The organism is Pontibacter qinzhouensis, assembly GCF_008017455.1.
GTDB classification, from domain to species: Bacteria; Bacteroidota; Bacteroidia; order Cytophagales; family Hymenobacteraceae; genus Pontibacter; species Pontibacter qinzhouensis.
Genome location: NZ_VRTY01000077.1, coordinates 17,217 through 30,563, shown reverse-complemented (window position 1 = coordinate 30,563; position 13,347 = coordinate 17,217). Strand labels below are relative to the sequence as shown.

Here is a 13,347-nt window from a genome sequence, read left to right as displayed (position 1 = left end):
TACGATAGCCTTCATAGAATGACTTCTTTAACAGCTATTTATACGACAAAACTTACTTGAATGCACTTAGAGGTGGTGCAAACGAACACTTGTTTGTATATACTTAAAGCGCCTATTAATTTTTGTTCATGGAAACCCAATTACTCGAAAAATTCCACAGAGGAGAGTGCAGCCCGGAAGAGGTGAAGCAAGTACTGCAATGGTTCAAAAGCAAGGAGCCGGATGCGGTACAGGAGCAGGAACTACTTGCCCACTGGAATCAGACTACACAACAAGCTAACCAGGAGGCAAACCTACATGATGCGGGTACCACCTGGAACAATATTTTGGCTAACATAGCGCCAGCCGAAACAGCACCAGAATTGGAAGAAACAAACGTAATTTCCATGACCGACTGGCTGCGGCACAACCAATACAAGGTGGCTGCCGCTATTCTGCTGCCATTCTGCTGCCTGGGGCTGCTGCTCTATTTCTTAGCCAACACCAGCCCAGCCACTACCACCATTGCCACGCTGCCAGGCGAAAAGAAAACCATTACCCTAGAAGATGGCTCGGTTATTACCCTGAACGCAGGCAGCGAAGTGAGTTACCCGGAGCATTTCCCTTCCGATAAAAGAGAAATAGTATTAAAAGGCGAAGCATTTTTTGAAGTAGCCAAAGATAGTCTTCGCCCCTTTACCGTTAGAACCGGCGCTATTGTAACACAGGCGCTCGGCACCTCCTTTAACATAAGATACATGCCCGAAGACAGCACCATAGCCGTGGCACTGGCAACAGGTAGAGTAAGAATAGACCAACAGGGCCAGCAACAACAGGCGTTGGCCAGGCTGGAACCCGGGCAGCAGCTGGTATACAACAAGCAAAAGCAGCGGCACCGGCTAGCGCCATTCGACACCCGCGAAGTGATTGGCTGGAAAGACGGCATGCTCTTTTTCCGGAAAGCAACCTTGCCGCAGGTGATAAGCAAATTAGAATACTGGTACGGTGTGGATATTGCCATTGAAGGCGAAATACCATCGGAGCGCGACAACTGGCACTATACCGGCGAGTACGACAACGAAGATTTGGAGCACGTGCTGGAGGGCATCAGCTTTGTAAAGCAGTTCTCTTATCAGCAAAAAGATAAAAATAAAATTATCATCAGTTTTAACAACTAAAGAGCAGCTATGGGCAACACAGCATAAAAAAACGCAGATAGCCTTCCGGGAAGAAGCCTATCTGCGCCCGCTCCTGCCATACTTATGTTGGCGCATTTAAGTGTAGCAGGAGACTCTGTCTAATATCTTATCACATTAAACACTCTTAAATTTATGAAAAAAATTTCTTACTACAAGCTAAGATCGCGTGTAGGAAAAGCAGTGGCTTTTATGGTCCTGCAGCTGGCGATGGTTTTTGGTGCCCTGGCAGCAGAAACAGACACGCCCCTACTCAACCTGCAGCAGACCAAAGTATCTTTATCATTCACCAATGCTTCGCTACAGGACTTCATTATAAAAGTAGAGTCGGTAACAGCCTTTAAGTTCACCTTCGATGAAAAAGAGGTGCTGGATAAGGGGCAGATTACATTGAAAGTTCGAAACACCTCCTTAGACAAAGTACTGCAGCAGGTGGCAACCAGCACAGGCCTGGAGTTTAAGCAGATTAACAACAACATCCATATTCGGCTGCCGAAGCCTAAAGAAGCACAATCGCTGGAGACAATACGGGAAAAAGCATCTCCGGCGCAGCAGCAGTTTTCAGTGCAAGGCAAAGTGACCGATGAACGAGGCGAAGGCTTACCCGGCGTAACTGTTCTACTAAAAGGCACCTCTACCGCCGCCCCTACCGATATTGACGGCAGCTATTCGTTTAGCATCCCCAATGGCAACAGCACCTTAGTCTTTTCGTTTGTGGGCTACCTGAGCCAGGAAGTGCTTGTTAATAACCGCTCCACCATAAATGTAGCCATGGAAACTGATGCCAAGGCGCTGGACGAGGTGGTGGTAGTAGGCTATGGCACGCAGAAAAGAGCCGAAGTAACCAGTGCCGTAACCAGCGTAAAATCAGAGAACTTTGTAAAAGGTGCTGTAAAAGATGCCGGCCAGTTACTACAAGGCAAAGTGGCAGGCTTATCCATCAGCACCCCCACCGGCGACCCTACAGCCGCCACCCAAATTATGCTGCGCGGAACTGCCACCCTGGCCAGCAGCACCCAGCCGCTTGTGCTCATAGATGGCATTCCGGGCGACCTGAATACTGTGGCTCCTGAAGACATAGAAAGCATCGATGTACTGAAAGATGGCTCTGCCGCTGCTATTTATGGCACCAGGGGCACCAACGGCGTAATTCTGGTTACCACCAAGAGACCAACCGGCGATATAGCCCCCACCATCGACTACAACGGGTATGTGAGTACACAGTCGTTTGTGAACCAGCCCCGCATGCTCAATGCCTCTGAGTACCGCGAAAAAATTGGCCAGGGAACTGCTTTTCAGGACCAGGGCACTAACACCGACTGGATAAAAGAAGTAAGCCGGGATCTGCCAGTGTCGCATGTGCATAACCTGACCTACCGGGGCGGCAATGCGCAAACCAATTACCTCGCCACCCTCAACTACCGCTATTTTGAAGGCGTGTTCCTGAAATCGGATAACCGCACCATAAACGGCCGCGTGGACATAAACCACAACATGTTCGATAACAAGCTGAAAGTTAATGTGAACATGATCAACACCGACAACAGGTTCAGCAGCATTGGCGATGGCGTAAGTTTCGACAACACTATTTACAGGCAAGCACTTATCCGCAACCCGACTGCACCTGTTCAGAACCCCAACGGCAGCTGGCACGAACAAACCGGTATAGCTAGCTACGAAAACCCGCTGGCGCTTCTTTATGAGTCTGATGGGCAGAACCAGTCGCAGACCAACAGGCTGAGCGGCAGCGTAACCTGGCTACCCGTTGAGGGGCTGCAGCTCCGGGCAATGGGCTCGCGCAACCGCTACAACATGACCTATGGCTACTTCGAAACCAAAAACAACATCTCTACCATACGCGATGGGTTTGAAGGACTCGCCATTAAACAAAATGCCCAGAACATAGATCAGCTGCTGGAGCTAACAGCAGAGTATGGCAAAATTGTGAACAACCACCGCTTTACCGCTTTAGGTGGCTACAGCTACCAGGATTTTGCTTCTGAGAGCTCCTCCCTTCGGAACTGGGATTTTCCGGCTGGCGATTTCTCTTATGTCGACAACATTGGTACTGGCAATGCCCTCCGGACAGGTAATGCCGTGGCAGCGAGTAACAGAACTGCTGCTAACCTGATCGGCTTTTTTGGTCGCCTTACCTACAACTACAAAGAAAAATACTTATTAACGGCAAACCTGCGCTACGAAGCATCTTCTACGCTTGTAGGCACAGAAGAACCCTGGGGCTGGTTTCCGGCTGTATCGGCTGGTTGGCGCATCAGCGACGAAAGCTTTATGAGCGGCCTGGGCTTCCTGGATGATCTGAAAATAAGAGCTGGCTTCGGCATTACAGGTACGGTACCAAGTGCCCTGTTCTTAGGAGTGAGCCGCTTAGGCTATAACAGCGGCTCTTTCCTGATTAACGGTGAATGGGTAAATAACCTGAGTCCTGTAAGTAACCCTAACCCGTACCTGAAATGGGAGCGCAAAAAAGAATCGAACACCGGTATCGACTTTTCTATTTTTAAAGGCAAGGTAAGCGGTAGCATCGATTACTACGTTCGCCGCACCGATGGCCTGCTGTACGATTACCAGGTGCCTTCGCCGCCAAACCTCTTTGGCACCACCAAAGCCAACGTGGGCATTATGGAGAATAAAGGCTTTGAAGTGCTGTTGAACTTTGTACCAATCCAGACGAGCAAGTTTGTATGGAACTCCAGCCTTAACTTCTCTAACAACACAAATAAGCTAGTATCGCTCTCCAACGACCTGTATGAGGTTACGAACGACTTTTTTAACGAAGGCCATACTGGTTCTCCGGTTCAAACCTACACGCACCGCGTGCAGGTGGGGCAACCTATCGGCAACTTCTACGGCTATAAAGTAATTGATATTTCAGACGATGGGCGCTGGATTTATGAGGACCGCGACGGTAACCCTTCTAACACCAAAGTGGAGGCCGATAAAAAGATTCTGGGCAACGGCCTGCCACAGTATTACGCTGGCTGGAACAACAACTTCCGCTATGGCAACCTCGACCTGAGCGTAACCATGCGTGGTGCCTTCGATTACCAGATCCTGAACTTCCAGCGCATGTACTACGAGAACCCGGGCGTAACAGAATACAACCAGCTGCAATCGGCCTACGAACCAGTTTTCGGAAAAACTCCGCTGAACAGAACTGTACCGCTTGAATACAACAGCTACTACATCGAGAATGGCGACTTCTGGAAAATAGATAACGTAACGCTAGGTTACAGCCTGCCTGTAGCGAACAGCAAGCACTTTAAGCAGGCACGCCTGTACGTGTCTACCCTCAACACCTTTACCTTTACCGGCTACAAAGGCATGGATCCTGAGGTAAATCGCATAGGCCTTTCACCAGGCAACGACATGCGCGACAAATACCCTTCTACCCGCGTGTATACAGTTGGCGTGAACATTTCTTTTAACTAATAAAAACTCAGGTTATATGAAAAGAATAACAAAACATATACTTGCTCTTAGCACCCTTGGCCTCAGCCTTTGCGGCACAACTGCCTGTACAGAGTTAGAAGACACCAATTATTCGGATGTGGTGGCGGCGCAATATGTTCCGTCTAAAGATGATATTGGCGCACTTGTAGGCCCTGCTTATGCCAACTGGCGCAATGTACTGTTTGCCAACGGCTTTTACTTTATGCAGGAAATGGATGCCGATGGCCTGGCTGTTCCGGCTAAACCGTACGGCTTTACCGACGGGGGCGTTCACCGCCGCATGCACGAGCACACCTGGACCTCGGAGCAGGTGCATTGCCAGGACACCTGGTCTAACGCATATGCAGGAGTCACTAATTCTAACCGCGTAATTTACCAGATCGAGTCTGGGGCCATACCGGTAGAGGAAGCTGACAAAGCCGCAGTACTGGCAGAATTGAAGGTACTGAGAGCCTCTTACTATTACGTGCTCTGCGATATATTCGGCAATGTGCCGCTTGTAACGCAGTTCGATGTGCCAAATGGCTTTGTGCCGGAGCAGAGCACCCGGGAACAGGTGTACACCTTTATTGTATCAGAAATAGTTAGTGCACTTCCGCACCTCTCCGAAAACAGCGATGTAAGTACCTACGCCCGTTTTAATAACAAATGGGCAGCCAATGCGCTGCTGGCAAAAGTATACCTCAACGCGCAGGTGTACACAGGGCAAGCACAGTGGGATAAATGTATAGAGGCCTGCGATGCCATTATTAACTCAGGCAAGTTCCTGCTGGAGCCAAACCAGAAAGATGCCTTTAAAACACAGAACCAGAACTCAAAGGAGATAGTATTCGCTATTCCGTTTGATGAAGTGTATGCCCAGGGCAATTCGCTGGCCGCCTGGACCATGTCGCCGCAGAACCAGTTCACGTTTAACACCCGCTATGGCGGCTGGGGCGGCCTGAACGCTATTCCGCAGTTTATAGACACGTTTCACCCGCAAGACAGGCGCTACACCGAAGGCTGGATGATGGGGCAGCAATACTCCTCTTCCGGAGAGCCACTGAAATGCGAGTATGGTTCTGTAAAGGGACAGCCGCTAGTGTATGTGAATGAGTGCCCCGGCATCGACTCAACTCAGGAAATCCACTCTTTCCGCATCAATAAATATGAAATAGCTGCCGGTTCTTACGCCAACAACATGAGCAACGATTTCCCGCTGATTCGCTACGCTGATGTGCTGATGATGAAAGCCGAGTGTCTGCTCCGCAAAGGCGATGCAGCCGGTGCTGCCACCATCGTATCGGAGGTAAGGGCGCGTAGTTTCCCGACTAATCCAGCACTGGCCGCTGTTACACCGGCACAACTCATGGAAGGCAGCAGCTATAAGTATGGCTTAAAAAACCACCTGCGAAAAACAACAGAGGGAGGAGCAGACATCCAGTTTGGCCGCTTCCTGGATGAACTGGGCTGGGAGTTTGCCGCAGAAGGCCACCGCCGCCAGGACATGATCCGCTTCGGCATCTTCACCCGCAAATCATGGCTCTCGCACTCACCAAACGGCGACACTAAATCGATCTTCCCGATACCGCTGCAAGAACTAAACAAAAACCCAAAGCTGAAGCAGAACCCAGGGTATTAAGGTTAATTTTGAATGAGTGAATTTTGAATGAGTGATTGAGTGGATGAGTGAATAGAATTACAAAGCCTTTCCACAGCTGGTGCGAACTTGCAGCTTGTACCTCCACCAGGTTATACAAAACAGCTCACTAAAAATTGGCGAAACCTTAAATCTCACAACGCAGACTAAACTCCCTTTACCACTTACTTCTTGCTCTTCTTCGTCGTGCTGCAGTACTCTCTTTAGGGCTACTTGCAGCATGGCGGGTGGAGGAGTCTTGCTTATATTTTGCCCGCAAATACGTTACCTGCACCATGCAATACGTTTTGCCCAAGGTAAACCCTTGACCTGAAAAGCCTCTAATTTCTTTTGAAGGCTATTTTCATTAGAATAATTCGTTTTCTAAAAATCCCAGGTTAATCAGAAAACATAACTAATTACTATGTAAAGTCATCGTCGTTCTGGACTTGCTGCAGCAGCTGTTCCAGCCTGGTTAGCACTGAACAATGCTGTAAATAAGCTCGGAACGACAGCTTTAACCCTTGAGGCTTTCTGACTCAAAAACCCTCTGGAAGGCCAATTTCATTTAAATAATTTGAGTATATAACATTTATGGGGTATCTATATTCCTATACATATAGTACTGCCGCGAGCTTCCAGCTCGTGGAAATACACCTGAAGGCGATACTAGTGCTCTTCCAATTTAGTTTTTAGAATTAAAAGCCCAGCAAACGTGATTTCTCTACCTCATTTCTAATTTTTAATTTCTAATTTTTAATTTGAAAGAGCACTAGTGGTCCACGCGAGTTGAAAACCCGCTTCATATAAAACCACGAGCTGGAAGCTCGCGGCAGCGATGGCAGTATATTATAGGTAATCTATATATATACCCTAATATGTTATACACTTGAATAATTTAAGTACCGAAACTGCAACAGTTGCTCAAAATGTTTAAACAAAATTTCTTTCATGCAGCTGTAAGCTTCAATAACTAATCCCTCAAACAGAAAATTTAATATCATGTATAAAGTACTTTTTCTCTTATTGCTACTGCCTTGCCTGGCAGCAGCCCAGCAACCTGTTGTGCCACGCGATACCTCCTTTACCGTACATAGCACTTATTTAAAGGTCAAGCCCAACTATCCGTTTGTAGAGAAGGTAAAGCCTGTGCTGCCTGCTGGTGTAAGTACTAAAACAGACATTCCCTACAGTACCATCGGTAACCGCAACCTGCACCTCGACATCTTTTATCCGACCAGTAAAAGCAGAAACGCGTACCCGGGTGTGCTGCTGATTCATGGCGGCGGCTGGCGCTCCGGAAACAAATCTCATCAGGTACCGATGGCGCAGCAACTGGCTGCCAACGGCTATGTAGCCGTGGCGGTAGAGTACCGTTTATCGCTGGAGGCTCCCTACCCTGCTGCCATGCACGACGTAAAAGCTGCCGTGCGCTGGATGCGTGCCAATGCAGCCACCTATGGCCTCGACACCACCAAAATAGCGGCATTAGGTTGTTCCTCCGGTGGACAAATGGCTGCCTTGCTGGGCACCACCAACGGCAACAGCCGCCTGGAAGGCACCGGGGGCAACAACAGCCGCTCCAGTGCTGTGCAGGCCATTGTCGACATAGACGGCATTCTGGCCTTTAAACACCCGGAGTCGAAGGAAGGAGAAATGGCGGGCTGGTGGCTGGGCGGCAGCTACGAAGAAAACCCCGGTAATTGGGAGGAAGCCTCGGCGCTCACGCATGCCGGTAAAAACACGGGCCCTACGCTCTTCATCAACAGCATGCACCCGCACTACCATGCCGGCCGCGACGAAATGATTCAGAAGTTGAGCAAGCATAAAATTTACACCGAAGTGCATACCATACCCGATACGCCACATCCATTCTGGCTGCTGCACCCCTGGTTCGAACCAACTTTTCAGTACACGCTCAACTTCCTGAACAAGACTTTCCGAAAAATTGAATCTTAAGAAAATCTATCTGTAACTTAAAGCTAAGGAACCAAGCTAGCTCATGCACCGACATCACCTGCCTTTACTATTATTGTTATTCTGTTTTTTTCTGCAGCCAAACTACGGCACGGCACAAGCCCCTACTCCTGCCATCGATTTTTCGCATGCAGGCTACGGTGGCGGAGGAGTGGCTATTCCGGCTGTTCCGGCGGTGCTCACGGTGAGCCCGACAGGCGGCGACGATACCAGGCTGCTGCAGGCGGCTATTAACCAACTCGCTACAATGCCTGTGCAGGCAAACGGGTTTCGGGGAGCTTTGCAGTTGACGGCAGGCAGGTTTCTGGTCGAAGGGCAGCTACAGGTAAAAGCCAGCGGCATAGTAGTGCGTGGCAGCGGCAGCAACGCCACCACCCTAATAGCTACTGGCACCGACAGGCGCGCTCTACTTACAATCGGTACTGCTGAGGCAGCCAGAGGCGATGTGGCCATAGCTGTAACAGACAATGTGGTAGCGGCAGGTGGAAAAATCCTAACGCTAGAGAAGGTGCAAGGGCTGCAGGTAGATGATCTGGTAATTGTAAGCAGGCCCAGCACCAAAGAGTGGATTACGGCCATAGGCAGTGATACCATAAAAGGTGCCTTTGCCGATTTGCGGCTTCGCTGGCCAGCCGGCTCACGAGACCTGGTTTGGCACCGCAGGATTACAGCCATCGATATAACTAAAAACCAGATTACCTTAGATGCACCCATTACTACGGCACTGGAAAAACGCTTTGGTTCCGGCACTGTAGCTAAAGTGGCAGCCCAGGAGCCGGTGCAGCGGGTGGGGCTGGATAACCTGCTGCTGGAAAGCACTTTCAATAAATCTAACCCTAAAGACGAATCGCATGCCTGGTTTGGTATATTTCTGAATCATGTGGAGGATGCATGGGTACGGAACGTAACGGCTCGGCATTTTGCTTCTTCTGCCGTGCATGCCGGACCGGGTGCCAGACGCGTAACAGTGGTAAATTGCCGGAGCGAGCAACCTGTAGCTGAAATCGGGGGCTACCGGCGGTACAGCTTTTTGGTGGAGGGGCAGCAGGTGCTGGTACAGAACTGCACCGCCGATGCCGGCTTCAACGATTTCGCCACAGCTCTTACCGCTGCCGGCCCTAATGTATTTCTGCGCTGCACGGCCACCAATGCCCACGGCTACAGTGGCACTTTCGAGAGTTGGGCATCGGGGGTGCTGTACGAAGAGGTGCAGATAAACGGGGCAGGCATTCATCTCACCTACGACCTCAACAGCACACAAGGTGGAGGGTGGACAGCAGCCAACTCTTTTATCTGGAACTGCAAAGCCCCCGATATACAGGCCAAAGGACCGGCCGAGGCTCCTGTGCACGTTGTAAATGCACCGCAACCGCTTTACGAACGGCAACTGGCTGCCCGGTTAGGTAAACAAGCGCTTGCTGCTCTAAAAGCCGCTTCTCAAACTGATTCAGTTGCACCAGCCAACCTGCCCGCCTTTACCGCCGCCCAGATTCCTGCAGCACCCGCTGCGGCTGCACCACCTACGCAGGCACTTGAAATTGTGAACGGCCGTTTTGTAGTGGCAGGTAAGGCTTTGTGGGGAGGTGCCATAAACGATGCCTGGTGGCTGGGGCACCCTGCTCCCGGTAATGCCCTGGATGGCGGCGTGAGCATCACGCGCTTTATGCCAGGCCGCGAAGGACCGGGCCACACCGAAAACCTGCCCAAACTGGCAGCGCGCGTGGTGCGGCAGGGAACGCCATTCTACCAGAGCGGTCCTCCCGGCCTGTGGTACGACCGTCGCCGCGACGACCATACCCTGGCAGAGCGGCCAGATGCTTATGTATGGGCGCCATTTCTGGAAATGCCCTGGGAGCGGAGCGGCCGTGGCAGAGCCTGGGATGGCCTGAGCCAGTACGACCTCACCCAATACAACCCCTGGTACTTTAAGCGGCTCCGGGAATTTGCCAAACTCAGCGACCAGCACGGCATTCTGCTTTACCACCACCTCTACAACACACACAACCTGCTCGAAGTGGGGGCCCATTGGGTCGATTTTCCGTGGCGGCCAGCCAATAACATCAATACCACCGGTTTACCGGAGCCACCGCCTTTAGATGAGGACAAGCGCATACATGTGGCGAACGAATTTTACGACCCGGCCAATCCACACCTCCGCGAGCTGCACCGGTCCTACATCCTGCACGTGCTCGACCAGATCGGCACGACAGAGAATACTATCTTCGGCACCGGTTTCCAGTTTTTTGGACCACTGGTGTTCCAGCAGTTCTTTCAGCAGACGGTAGCAGAGTGGGAGAAACAGCATAACCAGAAGGTGCGGCTGGTGATTGGCACCAGCAAAGAAATAACCGATGCTGTGCTGGCCGACCCGGAGCTTAGAGATCAAATAGCTGTAATAGACATGCGCTACTGGCAGTACCTGCCCGATGGCACGCTTTGGGCTCCGGAAGGCGGCAAGAACCTCGCCTTCCGGGAAATGGTGCGCGAAAAGTTCAACAAAGGGCTGGACTTCCCTGACCCTACCACACCCGAACAGGCTTACCGCCAGGTCCGCGAGTACCGCGACAAATTCCCTGAAAAAGCTATTGTAGCCTGGCACAACGATGTAGGTCCTATTCCGGCACTCATGGCCGGAGCGGCGCAGGTGCTTACCGTTAACCCGGCCGCCGGTCACCGCCAGGGAAGAATAGTAGATGCCACGCCTTTAGATGCTTTTGTAAAAACATACCTGGCCAATAAACTCATGCGCCTGAACCCGCAGGATGATGTACTCACCAATCCATCGCAGAACTGGACGCTTGCCGATACCGGGCAGCAGTCAGTGCTGTTCTACTCTCTTAGCGGCTCTGCCTTGCAACTACAACAGAAACTCCCGAAAAAAGCATACACAGGAATTTGGTACGATCCCCGCACTGGAGAAACACAGGCAGCAGTTCTTCCGAAAAGGTTGAAAAAAGGTACAGCTATCGCAAAACCAAGTGAGGAAAACTGGCTGCTCCTGTTGCAGTGAAATATGAAAGTGTGTGTAGCTTTTGGCAGGTAAATTATTCTAATGAAAACAGCCTTCCAAAGCAAAAAAGGCGCTATAGAGGTTCAGGCTTTTACTCCGAACTTCTATAGCGCCTTTTCTGTGCACAACTTATTTTCCTTTTCTCTCTTATGGCACTGCACATGCTAAGAGCCTGTAAACAGCCACAGCTGCTTCAGAAAGGCAGCATTACAGGAGCAGTGTTAAAACCTGAATAGCTTTCAAACTATTGATCAAGGAGTTGAGTTTTTAGAAGCGCCCTGGAGAATAAGTTACTTTTTATACGCCTCTCTTACTGCTTTAAACTCAGATCCTGTTTTCCAGCCGGGCCATACAGTTGAGCTTGCCAGGCGATTGCCAACGTTAAACAGAAGCTTCATGTCTTCTACGGCACCATCTAAAGCCCAATCGGTGCTGTATTCGTCAGAGGGTTTGTGATAAATGTTGGCTACGTAATTTTCCTGCTGCTTTTTGCCGAACTCTTTTCCCTGCGCCACATTGTCTATGCCTGCCGCTGTGAACATGGCAGGAACGCCTATTTTGGCAAAGTTGAAATGGTCGGAACGGTAATACAGGCCTGCTTCGGGTGTGGCTTCGTTGGCTACATAGCGACCTGCTTTTTCTGCTTCCTCGGCCAGTATGTCTTCTAACTCAGATTGCCCCTTTCCTACCAGCACAATATCGTTGGTTTTGCCTGACGGAATCAGCATGTCTACGTTAATGTTAGCAACAGTCTTCTCTTTCGCAAAAACCGGGTTTTCAACATAGTAGGCAGATCCCCACAGCCCCTGCTCTTCTGCCGTAACCGACAGAAATACCACACTGCGCTCTGGCTTCTGCGGCAGGCTTTTAAACGCTTTGGCAATTTCGAGGAGGCTGGCTACACCAGTGGCATTGTCTACAGCGCCATTATAAATGCTGTCGCCTTTTTCGTCGGCTTTGCCAATGCCCAGGTGGTCCCAGTGGGCAGAGTAGATAATGGCTTCATCGGGTCTGGCAGCACCTGCTATTTTAGCGATCACATTATAAGTTTTATCGAATCTGGTTTTCACGGCCATAGAAGTACTCAGCTGCAGGTTTATGGCATGTGGCTTAAATCCTGCTTTGCCAGCTGCCGCCAAAGCCGACTCGTACTGCATACCTGCTGCCGCAAACAATTGCTCCGCCACCGGCTTGCTCACCCAGCCTTCCATGGCACAGTTATACCCGTTTTTGCCACGCGGGTCGAGGTAAAGTTTAGCGGCGTTCCAGTTATTCTGCACCACATTAAAGCCATAGCCTGCCGGTGTGGCATCGTGTATAATCAGGCAGCCTTTTGCTCCCTGCCGTGCGGCTTCTTCAAACTTGTAGGTCCAGCGGCCATAGTAGGTCATGGTTTTGCCCCTGAAAAAAGTAGAGTCCTGGGAGTAAAAGCCTGGGTCGTTTACAAAAACAACCACTACTTTGTCTTTTACATCGAGGCCGGCATAGTCGTTCCAGTTATACTCCGGGGCTACTATTCCAAAGCCGGCAAACACCATCTCCTCCTTCTGCAGCGAAATAGCACCCTCTGTTCTCCTTGTCCAGATCACATAATCCTGTAGCCCTTGCAGCTGCATGCTTTTAGCTCCGGTAATGGTCATGGTGGGTGCAGCGGTAGTGGTTACCTCTACCATAGGTACCTCCTGCAGAAAGCTGTCGCCGTTGCCGGGCTCCAGTCCCAGCGCCCTGAACTCCTGCTCCAGGTAATCAAGTGTTTTCTTCTCGCCGGAGGTAAATGGCTTGCGGCCCTCCAGCTCATCGGCAGCCAGGGCCGCCACGTAGTTGCCGTAGCTTTCGGCTGTTATAGAAGTTGCCTCGGCATTTCCTGTTTCAGTTGTAGAGTCGGATGACTGGCAGGAAACAAGAAACCCTAAAGCAGATACGAGAAAAAAGAATGTAGATTTGTTCATGTTAGCGCAAGCAGGTTTTAGTTAAGCCGAAGCTATAATACAGCACATTAAAAAGCAAACTAAGTGCATGCCTGCAAGATCTGCAGAGCAAACCCTCGGCAATTTTTTGCTAAAAAACCTTCTGAAGGCTGTTTTTATTTAAATAAT

General features: G+C 50.4%; 6 protein-coding genes. 5 read left to right on the top strand and 1 reads right to left on the bottom strand.

Annotated elements, in window-relative coordinates; translation table 11 throughout:
- Window positions 1-128: 128 nt before the first annotated feature.
- The 5 genes from FVR03_RS17610 to FVR03_RS17590 all read left to right on the top strand — a co-directional run bounded on the left by FVR03_RS17610 (window position 129) and on the right by FVR03_RS17590 (window position 11,251).
- Window positions 129-1,157 carry a FecR family protein gene (locus tag FVR03_RS17610; RefSeq protein ID WP_147923084.1) on the top strand — a complete coding sequence of 343 codons (1,029 nt, stop codon included), beginning with the start codon at window positions 129-131 and terminating at the stop codon, window positions 1,155-1,157.
- A gap of 153 nt (window positions 1,158-1,310) precedes the next feature.
- A complete protein-coding gene (locus FVR03_RS17605; RefSeq protein WP_147923083.1) occupies window positions 1,311-4,625 on the top strand; it encodes a SusC/RagA family TonB-linked outer membrane protein in 3,315 nt (1,104 codons plus the stop codon).
- 16 nt (window positions 4,626-4,641) lie between these two features.
- Window positions 4,642-6,267, top strand: a complete 1,626-nt coding sequence (locus FVR03_RS17600) for a RagB/SusD family nutrient uptake outer membrane protein (protein WP_147923082.1) — start codon at window positions 4,642-4,644, stop codon at window positions 6,265-6,267.
- 999 nt (window positions 6,268-7,266) lie between these two features.
- Complete coding sequence (locus FVR03_RS17595; protein ID WP_147923081.1) at window positions 7,267-8,223, top strand: alpha/beta hydrolase; 957 nt, start codon at window positions 7,267-7,269, stop codon at window positions 8,221-8,223.
- Window positions 8,224-8,296: 73 nt separating this feature from the next.
- Window positions 8,297-11,251, top strand: a complete 2,955-nt coding sequence (locus tag FVR03_RS17590; RefSeq protein WP_147923080.1) for a DUF6298 domain-containing protein — start codon at window positions 8,297-8,299, stop codon at window positions 11,249-11,251.
- A 290-nt stretch (window positions 11,252-11,541) separates the two neighbouring features.
- On the opposite strand, the gene FVR03_RS17585 is transcribed toward FVR03_RS17590, so the two are convergent.
- Entirely contained in the window at window positions 11,542-13,200 is a 1,659-nt protein-coding gene (locus tag FVR03_RS17585; protein WP_147923079.1) for a M28 family metallopeptidase, read from the bottom strand.
- Window positions 13,201-13,347 lie beyond the last annotated feature (147 nt).

Coding starts and splice junctions, on each gene's coding strand:
- FVR03_RS17610 (WP_147923084.1), top strand. CDS start 129: ATGGAAACCCAATTACTCGAAAAATTCCACAGAGGAGAGTGCAGCCCG.
- FVR03_RS17605 (WP_147923083.1), top strand. CDS start 1,311: ATGAAAAAAATTTCTTACTACAAGCTAAGATCGCGTGTAGGAAAAGCA.
- FVR03_RS17600 (WP_147923082.1), top strand. CDS start 4,642: ATGAAAAGAATAACAAAACATATACTTGCTCTTAGCACCCTTGGCCTC.
- FVR03_RS17595 (WP_147923081.1), top strand. CDS start 7,267: ATGTATAAAGTACTTTTTCTCTTATTGCTACTGCCTTGCCTGGCAGCA.
- FVR03_RS17585 (WP_147923079.1), bottom strand. CDS start 13,200: ATGAACAAATCTACATTCTTTTTTCTCGTATCTGCTTTAGGGTTTCTT.